Annotated in this window: 16 protein-coding genes; 10 read left to right on the top strand and 6 right to left on the bottom strand. The window is 68.5% G+C overall.

The genetic code is table 11. From position 1 onward, the window contains the following. Positions 1 to 41: 41 nt before the first annotated feature. From EV137_RS38550 to EV137_RS38535, 4 genes are read left to right on the top strand one after another with little or no spacing between them, the layout of a single operon-like run. Positions 42 to 1055, top strand: coding sequence for a tripartite tricarboxylate transporter substrate binding protein (locus EV137_RS38550; protein WP_134133081.1), 1014 nt, complete (start codon positions 42 to 44; stop codon positions 1053 to 1055). Continuing rightward, positions 1052 to 1537: a tripartite tricarboxylate transporter TctB family protein gene (locus EV137_RS38545; RefSeq protein ID WP_134133079.1), complete on the top strand. Its 486-nt coding sequence runs from the start codon at positions 1052 to 1054 to the stop codon at positions 1535 to 1537. Before EV137_RS38550 ends, EV137_RS38545 begins: the two co-directional genes overlap by 4 nt. Further along, positions 1537 to 3027, top strand: coding sequence for a tripartite tricarboxylate transporter permease (locus EV137_RS38540; protein WP_134133078.1), 1491 nt, complete (start codon positions 1537 to 1539; stop codon positions 3025 to 3027). Before EV137_RS38545 ends, EV137_RS38540 begins: the two co-directional genes overlap by 1 nt. Then, positions 3024 to 4274 (top strand): glucarate dehydratase family protein, encoded by a 1251-nt coding sequence (locus tag EV137_RS38535; RefSeq protein WP_134133077.1) that lies wholly within the window; start codon positions 3024 to 3026, stop codon positions 4272 to 4274. The genes EV137_RS38540 and EV137_RS38535 overlap by 4 nt, the downstream gene beginning before the upstream one ends. On the opposite strand, the gene EV137_RS38530 is transcribed toward EV137_RS38535, so the two are convergent. Both EV137_RS38530 and EV137_RS38525 read right to left on the bottom strand, forming a co-directional pair. Next, complete coding sequence (locus EV137_RS38530) at positions 4275 to 4955, bottom strand: FadR/GntR family transcriptional regulator (protein ID WP_134010842.1); 681 nt, start codon at positions 4953 to 4955, stop codon at positions 4275 to 4277. Further along, complete coding sequence (locus tag EV137_RS38525) at positions 4952 to 6067, bottom strand: L-talarate/galactarate dehydratase (protein ID WP_134010844.1); 1116 nt, start codon at positions 6065 to 6067, stop codon at positions 4952 to 4954. The genes EV137_RS38530 and EV137_RS38525 overlap by 4 nt, the downstream gene beginning before the upstream one ends. 172 nt (positions 6068 to 6239) lie before the next feature. Here EV137_RS38525 and glsA point away from each other — a divergent pair, with 172 nt between their 5' ends. Continuing rightward, positions 6240 to 7679, top strand: a complete 1440-nt coding sequence (gene glsA / locus EV137_RS38520) for a glutaminase A (RefSeq protein WP_134010846.1) — start codon at positions 6240 to 6242, stop codon at positions 7677 to 7679. Between the two features lie 3 nt (positions 7680 to 7682). On the opposite strand, the gene glmS is transcribed toward glsA, so the two are convergent. The 3 genes from glmS to nucS all read right to left on the bottom strand — a co-directional run bounded on the left by glmS (position 7683) and on the right by nucS (position 10574). Continuing rightward, positions 7683 to 9503: a glutamine--fructose-6-phosphate transaminase (isomerizing) gene (glmS, locus tag EV137_RS38515; RefSeq protein WP_134010848.1), complete on the bottom strand. Its 1821-nt coding sequence runs from the start codon at positions 9501 to 9503 to the stop codon at positions 7683 to 7685. 48 nt (positions 9504 to 9551) lie between these two features. Beyond that, complete coding sequence (locus EV137_RS38510) at positions 9552 to 9836, bottom strand: hypothetical protein (protein ID WP_238151128.1); 285 nt, start codon at positions 9834 to 9836, stop codon at positions 9552 to 9554. Positions 9837 to 9914: 78 nt separating this feature from the next. Then, the gene (gene nucS, locus EV137_RS38505; RefSeq protein ID WP_130387417.1) at positions 9915 to 10574 is read right to left on the bottom strand and encodes an endonuclease NucS; all 660 of its coding nucleotides are present in this window, start codon (positions 10572 to 10574) and stop codon (positions 9915 to 9917) included. Between the two features lie 49 nt (positions 10575 to 10623). On the opposite strand from nucS, the gene EV137_RS38500 reads away from it, so the two are divergent. The 4 genes from EV137_RS38500 to EV137_RS38485 all read left to right on the top strand — a co-directional run bounded on the left by EV137_RS38500 (position 10624) and on the right by EV137_RS38485 (position 14129). Beyond that, positions 10624 to 10947: a hypothetical protein gene (locus EV137_RS38500; RefSeq protein WP_202870535.1), complete on the top strand. Its 324-nt coding sequence runs from the start codon at positions 10624 to 10626 to the stop codon at positions 10945 to 10947. Further along, complete coding sequence (locus EV137_RS38495) at positions 10944 to 11825, top strand: class I SAM-dependent methyltransferase (RefSeq protein WP_134010850.1); 882 nt, start codon at positions 10944 to 10946, stop codon at positions 11823 to 11825. Before EV137_RS38500 ends, EV137_RS38495 begins: the two co-directional genes overlap by 4 nt. Further along, a complete protein-coding gene (locus EV137_RS38490) occupies positions 11822 to 12277 on the top strand; it encodes an NUDIX hydrolase (protein ID WP_166680138.1) in 456 nt (151 codons plus the stop codon). The genes EV137_RS38495 and EV137_RS38490 overlap by 4 nt, the downstream gene beginning before the upstream one ends. A 73-nt stretch (positions 12278 to 12350) precedes the next feature. Then, positions 12351 to 14129, top strand: coding sequence for a 3-hydroxyacyl-CoA dehydrogenase family protein (locus EV137_RS38485; protein ID WP_134133075.1), 1779 nt, complete (start codon positions 12351 to 12353; stop codon positions 14127 to 14129). A gap of 1 nt (position 14130) precedes the next feature. Here the strand turns inward: EV137_RS38485 and EV137_RS38480 are convergent, their stop codons facing one another. Next, a complete protein-coding gene (locus EV137_RS38480; protein WP_134133074.1) occupies positions 14131 to 14913 on the bottom strand; it encodes a phytanoyl-CoA dioxygenase family protein in 783 nt (260 codons plus the stop codon). A gap of 50 nt (positions 14914 to 14963) precedes the next feature. Here EV137_RS38480 and EV137_RS38475 point away from each other — a divergent pair, with 50 nt between their 5' ends. Further along, a complete protein-coding gene (locus EV137_RS38475) occupies positions 14964 to 15761 on the top strand; it encodes a helix-turn-helix domain-containing protein (RefSeq protein WP_238175849.1) in 798 nt (265 codons plus the stop codon). The last annotated feature ends 1 nt before the right edge of the window (position 15762 follow it).

Genomic DNA, 15762 nt, shown 5'->3' with positions numbered 1-15762 from the left:
CAATCGAGCCGGAGGACCACTCTCCGCAGAGGAGGATTCCGATGCTGTTCAGCAAGCTCAACCGCCGCGTCCTGGTGACGGCGGTGAGTGCTGTGTCAATGGCTTCAGTCGTGTTGGCAGGCTGCGGTGGGGTCAAGACGACCTCCACCGGCGGCAAGGGTGACTATCCGACCGGCAACATCCAGATGAGCGTCGGTGCTTCTCCGGGCGGCAGCACCGACCTGATCACGCGAGCAATCGCGGAGGGGCTCGGCAAAGAGCTCGGTGTCTCGGTGCCGGTGGTCAACAAGCCTGGTGCGAACGGCGCGCTGAACGCCAAGGAACTGCAGGCCGCCAAGCCGGACGGCTACAAGATCGCGGTCCAGAACGCGTCCCTGTTCACCATCACCCCGCTCGCGGTGTCGGCCAAGGAGGTGGTGAAGCTCGACGACTTCGACCTGCTCGGCGGAATCTCGCAGGACGACTACGTGCTGATCGCGCCGGTCGGCTCCGGGTACAAGACGATCGCCGACCTGAAGAAGGCCGGCAAGAACGTCAAGTACGGCACCACCGGTGTCGGCACCGGCGCGCAACTCGCGTCCGCCTTGACGTTCAAACAGGCCGGCATCCCCGCAACCGACGTACCGTTCGACGGTGGTGCTCCGGCGCTGACCGCTTTGCTCGGCAGCCAGGTCGACGTGGCAACGATCCAGGTCGGCGACAGCATCGAGCAGATCAAGGCGAAGAAGGTCGTCCCGCTCGCGGTCTTCTCGGCCGAGCGGATCAAGTTCCTGCCCGACGTGCCGACCGCCAAGGAGCAGGGGTACGACGTCGTGGTGTCGCAGTACCGCTTCCTCACGGCGCCGAAGGGTACGCCGGACGACGTCAGGACGAAGCTGGCCGACGCGGCGAAGAAGACCTACGCGACCGACGCGTACAAGAAGTTCAACGACGCGCACTGCCTGACGCCGATCGAGGTGTCGCCGGACGAGGTGCGGAAGATCCTCGACGGGTACGCGACGAAGTACAAGGCACAGCTCGACCAGTTCGGGATCTCGCTGGCGGCCAAGAAGTGAGTGAGGCCGCGCTGCGGGAGGAGCTCGCCGAGGATCGCCCGCCGCACGCGGGGCCGTGGTCCCAGCTCGGGGCCGCGGTCGTCGCCGCTGTCGTCGGTATCGCTGGAGTGATCGGGTCGCTCGCGCTCGGGTTGGGTCGGCTGACCCAGCCCGGGCCGGGCCTGTGGCCGTTCGTGGTCTGCGTCGTCGTGACCGTGTTGTCGATCATCCTTGCACTGGTCGGCCGGCACGGGACGGACACCGAGCAGTTCTCGCGGTCGAGTGTCCAGACCGCGGTCGCCGTACTGACGCTGGTGGTCTTTGCGTCCGTGCTGCCGTTGATCGGGTTCGAGATTCCGTCGTTGCTGCTGACGTTCGTGTGGCTGCGGTTCCTCGGCAAGGAGTCCTGGGTGTCGTCGGTCGCGATCAGCGTGGGCACGGTCGTCGCGTTCTACGTCCTCTTCGTGCTGCTGCTGCAGATTCCGCTGCCCAGGTTGATCTGATGGGCGGCCTGATCGATGGCTTCGGCGTCGTCCTGGAGCCCGCGAATCTCCTCTACTGCCTGATCGGCGTCGTCATCGGCATGCTGATCGGCGTCCTCCCCGGGCTCGGCCCGGCCGCGACGATCGCGATCCTGCTGCCGATCACGTACGGCGTGGAGCCGGTGTCCGCGATCATCATGCTGGCCGGCATCTTCTACGGTGCGCAGTACGGCGGCACGATCACGTCCGTCCTGTTGCGGCTACCGGGCGAGGCGTCCTCCGTGGTCACCGTGTTCGACGGATACGCGCTGGCCAAACAAGGACGAGCCGGTACGGCACTCGGCATCGCGGCGATCGGGTCGTTCATCGGCGGCACGGTGTCGATCATCGGGCTGACACTGCTCGCTCCGGTGGTCGCGGGCGTGGCGCTGGACTTCGGTCCGCCGGAGTACGCCGCCTTGTCGTTGTTCGGCGTACTGCTGGTGGCGACCGTCGGGAACGGCAGCCGGCTGAAGGCGGTGATCGCCGCGGGGCTCGGGTTGCTGCTGGCAACGGTCGGGCGGGACACGTTCACCGGGGCGAGCCGGTTCACGTTCGACAGCCTGAACCTTGCCGACGGCATCGACTTCGTGCCGATCGCGATGGGCCTGTTCGGGCTCGGCGAGATCCTCTACAACCTCGAGGAACGCCATCACAAGGTGCAGGCGCCGGTCGCGGTGGCGAACGCCTGGCCGTCCCGGGCCGACCTGCGGCAGTCGCGCGGGGCGATCGCCCGCGGATCGGTGATCGGCTTCGTGCTCGGCGTACTGCCCGGTGGTGGCGCGACGCTGTCGTCGCTGGTCGCGTACGCGGTGGAGAAACGGCGGGCGAAGGAACCCGAGCGGTTCGGTCGCGGCGCGGTCGAGGGGGTCGCGGCACCGGAGACGGCGAACAACGCGGCCGCCACCTCGTCGTTCATCCCGCTGCTGACGTTGGGAATCCCCGCGAACGCGACGATGGCGTTGATGTTCGGCGCGCTGCTGATCCAGGGGATCGCGCCCGGTCCGCAACTGGTGTCCGAGCACCCGGACCTGTTCTGGGGCGTGATCAACTCGATGTACCTCGGCAACATCCTGCTGCTGATCATGAGCATCCCGCTGGTCGGGGTGTTCGTGAAGATCCTCAAGGTGCGACCCGCCGTCCTCGCGCCGATCACGGTGCTGATCACGCTGCTCGGCGTCTACACGGTGGCGAACCAGGTGTTCGACATGTTCCTGGTGATCGTGTTCGGCGTCCTCGGGTACCTGATGAAGAAGTTCGGGTTCGAGCCGGGGCCGCTGGTGCTCGCGTTCGTCCTCGGGAGCGTGATGGAGACCGCGGTCCGGCAGTCGCTGCTGATCTTCGGCGGCAACCCGATGGGCTTCTTCACCCGGCCGATCTCCGGCACGGTCCTCGTGGCGCTGATCGTCGTCCTCGCACTGCCCGGTGTCCGGCTGCTGGTACGTCGACGCAAGGAGAAGGAACGCGTATGAGCAAGATCGCCCGCGTCGAACTCACCCCGGTCGCGTTCGCGGACCCACCGCTGCTCAACGTGGTCGGCGTCCACGAACCGTTCGCGCTGCGGACGATCGTCCAGGTGTGGACGGACGACGGGCTGGTCGGGTTGGGGGAGACGTACGCCGCCGACGACCATCTGGCACGGTTGCGCGCCGTCGCCGACGTACTGCCCGGGCTGGACATCTTCGACGTGAACGGCCTGCGTCAGCGGGTGAACGACGTACTGACCAGTGGTGGCGGGGCTCAGGTCGGCGGGATGCTCAACCTGCAGGACCCGGTCGACGTGGTGTTGTCGCCGTACGAGGTTGCGCTGCTCGACCTGCAGGGCAAGCAGTTGGGGCTGCCGGTGGTGGACCTGCTCGGCGGGGTGGTCCGGGACGAGGTGCCGTTCAGTGCGTATCTGTTCTACAAGTGGGCCGCGCATCCAGGTGGTGAAGCGGACGCGTGGGGCGAGGCGCTCGATCCGGACGGGATCGTGCGGCAGGCCGCGAAGATGATCGGCGAGTACGGGTTCACGGCGATCAAGTTGAAGGGCGGCGTGTTCCCGCCGGCGCAGGAGGCCGAGGCGGTGCGGGCGCTCGCCGAGGCGTTCCCGGAGCACAAGCTGCGGATCGATCCGAACTGTGCGTGGACCGTGGACACGTCGGTGCAGGTCGCTCGGGAGCTCAGCGGCGTACTGGAGTATCTGGAGGATCCGACACCCGGGATCGACGGTATGGCTGGCGTTGCGCGGCAGAGTGAGATTCCTCTGGCGACCAACATGTGCGTGATCGCCTTCGCACACCTGAGGCCGGCGGTGCTCGCGGACGCAGTACAGGTGGTGCTGTCGGATCATCACTACTGGGGTGGGCTGCGGCGGTCGCAGTTGCTGGCGGGGATCTGCGACACGTTCGGGATGGGGTTGTCGATGCACTCCAACTCACACCTCGGGATCAGTCTCGCCGCGATGACGCATCTTGCCGCGGCGACGCCGAATCTGACGTATGCCTGCGACACGCACTACCCATGGAAGACCGAGGACGTGATCAAGCCGGGTGTGTTGGCGTTCGAGTCCGGGAGTGTTCGGGTGCCTCGTGGGCCGGGGCTCGGTGTCGAGCTGGATGTCGAGGCGCTGGGGGCCTTGCACGAGCAGTACCTGGCGTGCGGGATTCGGAGGCGCGATGACACGACGTACATGCGGACGGTCGATCCGGGGTTCAGCCCTAACACAGCACGCTGGTAGTCAGGGGTTGTGCGTCAGCAACCGGTGTCGCGTGCTCGACAGATGCACCCGCATCGCCGCCCGCGCCGCCTCCGGCTCGGACCGCGCGATCGCCGCGCTGATGTTCTCGTGTTCGTGCACCACGCGGGTCAGGTGCTCCGGGTCCGACATCTCGTACGCCGGGTCGAGCCGGGTCCGCGGCAGCATGATCATCATCGGCCCGAGCTCCCCGATCAGGTCCCCGTAGAACCGGTTGCCCGAGGCAACGGCGACCTTGAGGTGGAACGCGAAGTCCGCCTCCACCGACCGCCCCGGATCGTCGCCGACCCGCCGGAAATCGTCCAGCGCCCGTTCGATCCCCTTCAGCTGATGGTCGGTACGCCGTAGCGCCGCCAGCCCGGCCGCCTCGCTCTCGACGCCGATCCGGAAATCCATCAAGTCGAGGACGTCGCGGTGCGACCGCACCTCGCGCAATCCCGGCGTACGCTCCGGGACCTCCAGCACGAACGAGCCACGCCCCTGGAACGTCTCTACCAGCCCGGCGGCCTGCAACCGCGAGACCGCCTCGCGTACGACGGTCCGGCTGACCCCGAACTCCTCGACCAGACTGTTCTCACCCGGCAGCTTCTCGCCCGGCGCGATCCCGCCGCTGAGAATCCGCCGCTTCAGATCCTCGACAATCTGATCCGCCAGTCCGCTCACCGGAACTCACAACTGTCCACGGTCCAGCGCGCGCACTGCTCGGTGGTCGTGAAGCCGAGGCCCGGCCGGTCGGGGACGAGCATGCGTCCGTCGACCGTCTCCAGACGCTCGTTGAACAAGGGATTCAGCCACTCGAAGTGCTCGACCCAGGGTTCGCGCGGGTACGCCGCCGCGAGGTGCAGATGGATCTCCATCGCGAAGTGCGGCGCGAGCTGCAGACCGTTGTGGTCGGCCAGCGTCGCGAGCTTGAGGAACGGTGTGATGCCGCCGATCCGGGGCGCGTCGGGCTGGATGATGTCCGCCGCGCGGGCCTCGATCAGCCGCACGTGCTCGCCGACGCTGGACAGCATCTCGCCGGTCGCGATCGGGGTGTCGAGCGCCGCCGCGAGCTCGGCGTGGCCTTCCGCGTCGTACGCGTCCAGCGGCTCCTCGATCCAGACCAGACCGAACTGCTCGAGCACCCGGCCGATCCGCAGCGCGGTCGGGCGGTCCCACTGCTGGTTCGCGTCCACCATCAGCGGTACGTCGTCGCCGAGGTGTTCCCGGACGGCGCGGACGCGGTCGAGATCGATCCGGCTGTCGGGCTGGCCGACCTTGATCTTGATCCCGCCGATCCCGTCGGCGAGCGACTTCGACGCGCGCTCCATCACCTCCTCGATCGGGGCGTGCAGGAACCCGCCGGAGGTGTTGTACGCGCGCACCGAGTCGCGGTGTGCGCCGAGCAGCTTGGCGAGCGGCAGGCCGGCGCGCTTCGCCTTCAGGTCCCACAGGGCGATGTCGATCGCGGCGATCGCCTGCGTCGCGACGCCGGACCGGCCGACCGAGGCACCGGCCCACAGCAGCTTGTCGTACACCTTCGCGATGTCGGACGGGTCCTCGCCGATCAGGTTGGCCGCGATCTCCTTCGCATGCGCGAACTGCGCCGGTCCGCCGGCCCGCTTCGAGTAGCTGAACCCGATGCCGTGCTGGTCCTGCTCGGTCGCGATCTCCGCGAACAGGAACACCACCTCGGTCATCGGCCGCTGCCGCCCGGTCAGCACCTTGGCGTCACTGATCGGCTGCTCGAGCGGGAGGACGACGGACGAGAGCTTCACCTGGCGGATGCGGTCCATAGGCAGTGATCATACAAGCAGCCAACTTGTCCTACAACAGATTCGTTTGACGTCGCCGTAACACCAGGCGACTGCTCTGGAAACACAAGTTGGACAAGCTGCTGCGCGCCGACAGTGCCGACAGTGTGGTCGTGCGCGCCCGCCTGCCGCCAGCTGGGGAAGGAAGCAGCCAATGGACGTTGCGGAGAAGCTGCTCCGGTCGTACGTGGAGATCGACGAGGACGGCGACGGCCGGATCTGGTCCTGGGAATTGCTCAACACGCTCGGCCGGGCCGGCATCATGCCGGACGATCCGCGGGTACGGGTGGCGCTGGACGGCGTCCGTGACGCCGCCGGCCGGCCGGCGATCACGCCGTACGCCCAACCGGTGCAGCTCGACTTCGACACGTTCGCCGAGGTCGCGCAGCACGGGGTGATCCAGCGAACGCTGACCGGTGACCTCGCGGTCCCCGCAGACGAGTTCGCGGAGTTCGCGCACGCGGTGGAGCGGATCCATACCGACCTGCTGGACGAGCGGTCCGGCGAGGTCGCGGACTACATCCCGACCTTGCGGGACGCGGATCCGGAGAAGTTCGGGATCGCGATCTGCACCGCCGACGGTCAGGTGTTCTCGATCGGCGACACCGCGGAAGAGTTCAGCGTGCAGTCGACCTCGAAGCCGTTCAGCTACGCGATCGCGCTGGAGCAGCTCGGCCCGGAGGAGGTGCACCGCTGGATCGGCCAGGAGCAGAGCGGTGGTCCCTTCAACGATCCCTTGCTGTCGCTCAGCCGGGACGGCAGGCCGCACAATCCGATGATCAACGCCGGAGCGATCGGGACGCTCGCGCTGGTCGAGTCCGGCAAGGATCAGTCCGGCCGGCTGGCCACCGTCCAGGACACGTGGAGGGCGATGACGGGCGAGCGGCCGCAGGTGCACGGTGCGACGTTCCTGGCCGAGCGCGACACCGGGTTCGGCAACGTCGCGTTCGCCAACGCGCTGGCGAAGGTGGGGAAGCTGTACGGCGCCGGTCCGACCGACCGGCGTGCCCCGGAGGACGCCACCGAGTTCTACACGATGGTCTGTTCGCTCACCATGAACGCCGAGCGCTTGGCCAAGGCCGGCGCGACGCTCGCGAACAATGGAGTCGCACCGTTGAGCGGCAAGCAGGTGTTCTCCGCGGACACCGCTGCGCGGGTGCTGTCCGTGATGGGCCACAGCGGGATGTACAACGACTCCGGACAGTTCTCGAACCAGGTCGGGCTGCCGGCCAAGAGCGGGGTGTCCGGCAACGTCATGATGGTGGTGCCGTCGAAGCGCATGGCCGTCGTGGTGTTCTCACCGCGGCTGGACGCGGTCGGCAACTCGGTGCGCGGGGTCGAGGTGTGCAAGCGGCTGGTCAACGAGTTCGGCCTGCACCCGTACCGCGGCATGACCGCCGGCCGCGTCGCCGCACACCAGATCGGCGGCCAGATGAACGAGGCCGACAAGCGCGCCGAAGCAGCGAGCGCCGCCGACCGCGCACTCGGCGGCGTAGCCCGGGCCGGGTCGGGCGGTGTGACGGTGAACGCCGCCGACGCGGCGAAGGCCGGGGCGGCCGGGCGCCGCATGGGACAGCCCGGCCAGCACCTGTGACCTCTACTCGACGGTGACCGACTTCGCCAGGTTGCGCGGCTTGTCCACGTCGTGGCCGAGTGCGACCGCGGCGTAGTACGCGATGATCTGCAGCGGGATCGTCAGCAGGATCGGGTCCAGCTCGGGCTCGTTCTTCGGTACGACGATCTTCGCCGCGACCCCGTCCGGAATCTCGACGCCCGGGTGCGTGACGACGTACAGCGGGCCGGACCGGGCGCCGATCTCGTGCAGTGCGCCGATGTTGCGGTCGAGCAGCTCGTCGTCGGGGACGATCGCGACGCTCGGCACGTCCGGCGAGATCAGCGCCAGCGGGCCGTGCTTCAGCTCGGAGGTCTGGTACGCCTCGGCGTGCCGGTACGAGATCTCCTTCAGCTTCTGCGCACCCTCACGCGCGACCGGGTACCCGCGGGTCCGGCCGACGAAGAACAGGCTCTCGTGCTTGGCGAGGCGGCCGGCGATCTTGGCCAGCTCCTCCTCCTGGGCGACGATCGCGGCGATGTCCGCCGGCAGCTTCTTCAGGCCCTCGATCAGCCGGCGGCCGTCGGCGGGGGACACGTCCCGGATCCGGCCGAGGTGGATGCCGAGCATCGCGAACCCGACCGCCATGTTGGTCAGTGCCTTCGTCGACGCCACCGAGACCTCCGGGCCGGCGTGCAGGTACACGCCGCCGTCGACCTCACGGGCGATGCTCGAACCGACCGCGTTGACCAGGCCGATCACCCGGCCGCCCTTGCGCTTCAGTTCCTGCACCGCGACCAGGGTGTCGAGGGTTTCACCGGACTGCGACACCGCGACGTACAGGGTGTCCCGCTCGACCACCGGGTTGCGGTACCGGAACTCGGACGCCGGCTCCGCGTCGGCGGGGATCCGCGCGACCTCTTCGATGAACTGCGCGCCCATCTGACCTGCGTAGTACGCCGAACCGCAGCCGAGGATCTTGACCCGCTTGATCTCCCGCGCCTCGCGGGCGTCCATGTTCAGGCCGCCGAGGTGCACGGTGTGGAAGCGCTCGTCCAGACGGCCCCGGATGACCCGGCCGACCGCGTCCGGCTGCTCGTGGATCTCCTTCATCATGAAGTGCTCGTGCAGACCGCGCTCGAACTCCTCGGCCTCCCACTCGACCGTCTTGGCGGTCTTGGTGGTCGGGGACGCGTCCTGGGTGAACGTGCGGTAGCCGTCGGCGCGGACGGTGGCCAGCTCGCCGTCGTCCAAGTAGACGACCTGGCGGGTGTAGCGGATCAGCGCGGCCGCGTCGGAGGCGATGTGCATCTCGCCGTCGCCGATGCCGAGGATCAGCGGGCTGCCGTTGCGGGCGACCACGATCCGGTCCGGGAAGTCGAGGTCGATCACCGCGATGCCGTAGGTGCCCTCGATCCGGCGCAGGGCGGCCATCACCTTCTCCTCGAGGGTGGCGCCGTCGGACTGCTCGATCAGGTGCGCGAGCACCTCGGTGTCGGTCTCGGAGCGCAGCTTGACGCCGGCGTCCTCGAGCTGCGCGCGAATCGCACCGGCGTTGTCGAAGATGCCGTTGTGCACGACCGCGATCCGCTCGTTGCCGCTGGTGTGGGGGTGCGCGTTGTCCTTGCTCGGGCCGCCGTGGGTGGCCCACCGGGTGTGGCCGATGCCGAGCTTGCCGCCGAAGCGCTTCGGCAGCGACGCCTCCAGCTCACGGACCCGGCCGGCGTCCTTGTGCACCTTCAGCTCGCTGGACCCGAGGACGGCGACGCCCGCCGAGTCGTAGCCCCGGTACTCGAGCCGGGCCAGTCCGTCCACCAGGATGGGCGCGGCCGGCTTGGTGCCGACGTACCCGACGATTCCGCACATGTAGTGGTGCCCCTTCGTAGGTCTTCTCGGTCGTGCCAGAGTGGCCCGTCAGCCGTAGACGATCCGTCGTAGCTGGCGGGCGGAGAGTTCGGGTGAGCGGACCGGCCAGTGCCGGAGCTCGGTGCCGAGACGGGCGAAGATCTCGTCGTTGCGGGCGCCGTAGGTCTGCAGCTCACGGTGCCGGCGCCGGACGTACTCCTCGGTCGTCTCGGTGAAATAGGCCAGTACGTCGGCGACCACGCGCCGCGCGACATCCGCCGACAGTCCGGTCGTGCGGCTGACCTGATCGGCCAGCTCGTCGACCGGCTCCACGGCCGCCGCCTCACTGATCACTGGTCCACCATGCAGTCTTTCCGGGGCCAACGCCAAGCATCTGCCCGAAATCGGGCAAATTACCTGCTTTGTCAGGAGCTAGAACAGCCGGAGGACGTCGGACTCCATGCCGCGGAGGGCGTCGTAGTCGACGGTGAGGCAGTCGAGGCCGCGGTCGGTGGCGAGGAACTGTGCCTGCGGCTTGATCAGCTGGGCGGCGAAGATCCCACGGACCGGGGCCAGCAGGGGGTCGCGGTTGAGGAGTTCGACGTACCGGGTCAGCTGTTCGACGCCGTCGATCTCGCCGCGGCGCTTGATCTCGACCGCGACGTGCTTGCCGTCGGCGTCACGGAGCAGCAGGTCGACCGGGCCGATCGCGGTCGGGTACTCCCGGCGTACCAGCGTCCAGCCCTCACCGAACGTGTGGACGTGCTCGGCGAGCAGCTCCTGGAGATGCGCCTCGACACCGTCCTTGATCAGGCCGGGATCCGTCCCGAGCTCGTACGCCGTGTCGCTGTGCACCTCCTCGATGGTGATCCGCAGCTCCTCACCAGCCTTGTTGGTGACGCTCCAGACCCCCTCGTCCTCCGTCAGCTTGCACGGCGGCGACATCCAGTTCAGCGGTTTGTACGACCCGCCGTCGGCGTGGATCAGCACGGACCCGTCCGCCTTCACCATCAGCAGCCGCGGCGCCATCGGCAGATGAGCCGTCAGCCGCCCCGAGTAGTCAACAGAACACGTAGCAATCACCAAGCGCACGAGAAAGCACGGTAGTGCACCGGGGCTACGGAGTGGGAAGGTGGTGAGCATGATGCCGAAGGTGAGCGACGAGGCGGTCGCGGCGTACGACGCGGTTGCGGCCGGGCTCGAAGGGGCCGGAGTGGTCCGCGGCAGCATGTTCGGGATGCCGTGCCTGAAGATCGGCAAGAAGGTGCTCGCCGGGATGTACGGCGACGCGATGACCTTCAAGCTCCCGCCCGAGCCGCGGGAGAAGGCACTGGCGGTCCCCGGTGCGGAGCAGTTCGATCCGGGAATGGGTCGGCCGATGAAGGAGTGGGTAAGGATCCCGCTCGACCAGTCCGGTGTCTGGCCGGACTACGCCGCCGAGGCCCTGGAGTACGTCGATCGATGAACCTCATGTGTCCCGCCCGGATCCTGCTGCTGCCCGGTGACGTCCAGGACGCGGTGGTGGGTGAGCGGGTCGTGCACGTGTACGCCGGGTCGTTCGAGGCGGCCGCCGGCGCTCGGTTGGCCGAGGCGCTCGCGGTGCGGCTGACCGTCGTACCCGATTTGACCCAGCAGCCGGACGAGGAGCTGCAGTCGATCGCGGACCTGCATCGCGGCGAGACCGTCGTCGTCCTCGGGCTGGATCTCGGCCTCAAACTGCCCGCCGTCGTCGAGCACACCGGCGACGGCTGGACCCGGGTCGCCTCGGACAACGAGCTCACGCTCGCGGCGTACGAGCAGGCCGCCGGCAAGTTCCGCGACTCGATCCCCAAGGACCCCAACCACCTGTTGATCGACCTGCTCGCCGAACACCTCGCACCGGGCGGACGGGTGCTCGAGCTCGGCAGCGGCACCGGCAAGGACGCGATCGAGCTGGAGAGCCGCGGGTACGTCGTACGCCGTACCGACGCGACGCAGGCGTTCGTCGGCATGATGCGATCCGACGGGTACGCCGCCGACCGGTTGAACGCGATCACCGACGACTTCGGCGGTCCGTACGACGCCGTGTACGCGAGCGCGGTGTTCCTGCACTTCGATCGCGCGCAACTGGTCGACGTACTACGGAAGGCGGCCCGTTCCGCGCCGATCCTCGCGTTCGCGACCCGGGAGGGCAAAGGCGAGGAGTGGTCGAACCGGCACCTGGACCTGCCGCGGCATTTCGTTCTCTGGCAGGAAGATCCGCTCCGTGAGTTGCTGACCGCGACCGGGTGGACGGTCGCGCGGCTGGAACGCGGTGACTCGAAGATCGGCACCTGGTTCCAGATCCTGGCGACGCGCTCGTGATCCGCGCCGGTGTCGTACTGCTCGGCGAGCACGGGATCGCCGCGATCGAGCGGGTTCGCGACGGGCGGACGTACCACGTGCTGCCCGGCGGTCAGGTCGAGGACGGCGAGAGCCCGGCGGAGGCCGCGCACCGGGAGGTTCACGAGGAACTCGGCCTGCTGGTGAAGATCCGCTCTGCCGTCGCGGTCGTGCATTTCGGCGACAGCACGCAGCACTACTTCGTCGCCGACGTGATCGGCGGCGAGTTCGGCACCGGCGACGGCCCGGAGCTGGACAGCCCGGCCGACTCGGAGCGGGGGAGCTATCGCGCCGTCTGGCTCCCGGTGGCAGACCTCGCCGCCTGCGACCTCCGGCCGCGACCGATCGCCGCCGCACTCCAGGGCGCACCTGACCCGTGGTGGCTGCTCGACGGCTGGATGGCGACTCCGGTCGTCATCGACGAGACAGTGTGAGCTGTGTGAGGTTGACCTCGCCGGTGACGCAGCTCATGGGCTTACCAGTGCCTGGACTGGCATAGTGCACAGCATGGCTCGGGAATTGACGACGGTGGGTGTGGTGGGTCTCGGCACGATGGGCGCCGGGATTGCCGAGGTGTTCGCGCGCAACGGCCTGACGGTCGTCGGTGTCGAGCGTGACGAGGAAGCCGTCGAGCGCGGCCGCGGGCACATCCAGCACTCGACCGACCGTGCCGTGAAGCGCGGCAAACTGTCGGTCGAGGACCAGCAGGCGCTGTTCGACCGGGTCACGTTCGCCACCTCGCTGGAGGCGCTCGCGGACTGCGACCTGGTGATCGAGGCCGTGGTCGAGCGGCTCGAGCTGAAGCGCGAGATCTTCGCCGCACTGGACAAGGTCGTCCGCGAGGACGCGATTCTGGCGACCAACACGTCGTCGTTGTCGGTCACCGAGATCTCCGTCGCCACCCAGCGCCCGCGGCGCGTGGTCGGGATACACTTCTTCAACCCGGCGCCGGTGCAGGAGTTCGTCGAGGTGATCAAGACTGTGGTCACCGAGCCGGACGTGGTCGAGGACGTGCAGGCGCTGGCCCGCCGGCTCGACAAGGTCCCGGTCGTCGCGGCGGACCGGGCCGGGTTCATCGCCAACGCGCTGTTGTTCGGGTACCTGAACCACGCGGTCTCCATGGTCGAGTCGCGCTATGCGACCCGCGAGGACGTCGACGCGGCGATGCGGCTCGGTTGCGGGTACCCGATGGGTCCGCTGGCGTTGCTCGACCTGATCGGCCTCGACACGGCGTACGAGATTCTCGACACGATGTACAAGCAGGGCCGGAACCGGCTGCACGCGCCGGCCCCGATCCTCAAGCAGATGGTGACCGCGGGCCTCCTCGGCCGGAAGACCGGGCGCGGCTTCTACACCTACGAGTCGCCGGACTCGCCGGTCGTGGTCGACGACGAGAACACCCCGGTCGTGTCGGCGGACGGTGTGCCGATCCGCCCGGTCAAGCAGGTCGGCGTCGTCGGCTCCGGCACGATGGCGGTCGGCATCGTCGAGGTCCTCGCCAAGGCCGGGTACGACGTGCTGTACGTCGCTCGCGGTACCGAGAAGGTCGACCGGGTCCGCGGCGTGCTGGAGCGCTCGCTGGAGAAGGGCGTTCAGCGCGGCAAGCTGTCCACGGAGGAGCGGGACGCCGCGCTGCGCCGGGTGACCGGTACGGCGAAGCTCGACGACCTCGCGCATGCCGACCTGGTGATCGAGGCCGTCGTCGAGGAGCTCAGCGTCAAGCAGGCGCTGTTCGAGACGTTCGACGAGATCTGCAAGCCGGGCGCGATCCTGGCGACCACCACGTCGAGTCTGCCGGTGATCGACCTGGCGATGGCGACCAAGCGGCCGAGTGACGTGGTCGGGCTGCACTTCTTCAACCCGGCGCCGGTGATGCAGCTCGTCGAGGTCGTCAGTACCGTCAGCACCGCCCCCGAGGTCGCCGACACGGTGGCCGCCGTGGCCGTTGCCGCAGGCAAGCACCCGGTGCGGTGCGGCGACCGGGCCGGCTTCATCGTGAACGCGCTGCTGTTCCCGTACCTCAACGACGCGGTCCGGATGCTCGAGGCGCACTACGCCGGCGTCGACGACATCGACGCCGCGATGAAGCTCGGCTGCCGCCTGCCGATGGGCCCGTTCGCCCTGCTCGACGTGGTCGGGCTGGACGTCTCGCTCGCTATTCAACGCACCTTGTACCTGGAGTTCCGCGAGCCCGGCTTCGCCCCTGCTCCGCTGCTGGAGCACCTGGTGACGGCCGGCTACCTCGGCCGCAAAACCGGCCGAGGCTTCCGCGACTACTCCAACTGACTTACGGCTCGGCCTGGGCGTAGTCGCCGCAGGGGCCGCCGCCGATGGCTTCGGGGAGGACCGTCTCGCGGCGGTCGGGGCGGACCAGAGGGTTGTAGAAGGCCGCGATCTCCACGCTGTCCTCGGGGATGTAGTGGAAGATCAGCGACCGCCGGAAGCGGTCGTCGGTGGAGTTCGGGCGGGAGCCGTGGACGACACTGCCGTGGAAGAAGAGGACGTCGCCGGCCTTCATCTTCGTCTGTACCTTGCTGAGGCCGTCCGGCACCGGGACCTCGACGCTGGTGAAGGATTCGGTCAGGTCAGCCGGCTCGGGGCAGACCAGCTCGGTCTTGTGCGAGCCCGGGACGACTGCCAGTCCGCCGTTGTCCGCGTCCACGTCGTCGACCGCGATCCAGGCCGCGAGACAGGTCTCCGGGTCGGCGCGCAGGAACGTGTTGTCCTGGTGCAGCGCCTGCCCGCGGGCGCCCGGCGGCTTGAAGTAGAACATCGACTGGGCGCCGAGCGCGGGACCGATCAGCGCCTGGACGACATCGAGGATCCGGTCGTCGAGCATCAGCTCCATCGCGAGCCTGCCGGCCTCGGTGTCGCTTGCCCGGTGCGGGTGCACGAACCGCGGGTACTTCGCCAGCGGATCGTCGTCCGGTACGCCGTCGTCGATGGCGAGCGAGTGGTCGACGGCGACCTGCTCCATGAAGACTGTCTTGATCCGCTCGACCTCGGCGGGTTCGAGCAGTTGGGGGACCTGGACGATGCCGTCCCGCTGGTAGATGTCAACCACTGTCATGTCTCCAGGATGCGGCGGCCGGGCCGCGGGCAGCGATACGCTATCGAGCTGTGAACCTTCGATATCCTGCTGAGTCCCCGCATCCGGTGGTACGCCGGCTGGTGACCGGTGAGTTCGACGAAGGCCCTGAGTACGCGACGTATCGGCGGCGCGGAACGACCGACTGGCTGCTGGTCCAGACCCTCGACGGCCAGGGACGATTCGGTCAGGTCGCGGCCGCGCCGGGCAGCGTCACGCTGGTCCGCCCGCGCACCCTGCACGACTACGCCACGGTCGGTGACCGCTGGCATTTCCGATACGCGCACATGCACCCGAAGCCGGACTGGCTGCCGCTGCTGGACTGGCCGGAGGTTGCTCCCGGCATCGTTCAGCTCCATCCCGCCGCACCGACCTTCGAGCGGATCGCCGACCACCTGCGCGACGCCGTACGGCATCAACACAGCGTCCTGCCGCAGGCCGAGCAGCTCAGCGCCAACTCGCTGGAGGCGGCGCTGCTGTGGTGCGACACCCAGAACCCGAAGGCGGTGCAGATCGACGACCGCCTGTTGCGTGCGATCGAGCTGATCGACCAGGACCTGACCGCGAGCCTCGACGTACCGCGGCTGGCTCGTGCCGTGAATCTCTCGGTGTCACGGTTTGCGCACCTGTTCCGCGAGCAGTTGGGCGTCAGCCCGCAACAGTTCGTCGAGCGCCGCCGGCTGGACGCCGCGGCGCGGCTCCTGGAGCTCACCAGCCGGTCGGTCGCGTCGGTCGCGGCCCAGGTCGGGTACGCCGACCCGCTCTACTTCGCGACCCGCTTCCGTCTGCACACCGGATCAAGCCCCACGGCGTACCGCAAGAGGTCTTAGA

Origin of the sequence: Kribbella pratensis (assembly GCF_004366075.1) — a bacterium.
In the GTDB taxonomy this organism is placed as follows: Bacteria; Actinomycetota; Actinomycetes; order Propionibacteriales; family Kribbellaceae; genus Kribbella; species Kribbella pratensis.
This window is presented reverse-complemented; position numbering and strand designations above follow the sequence as displayed.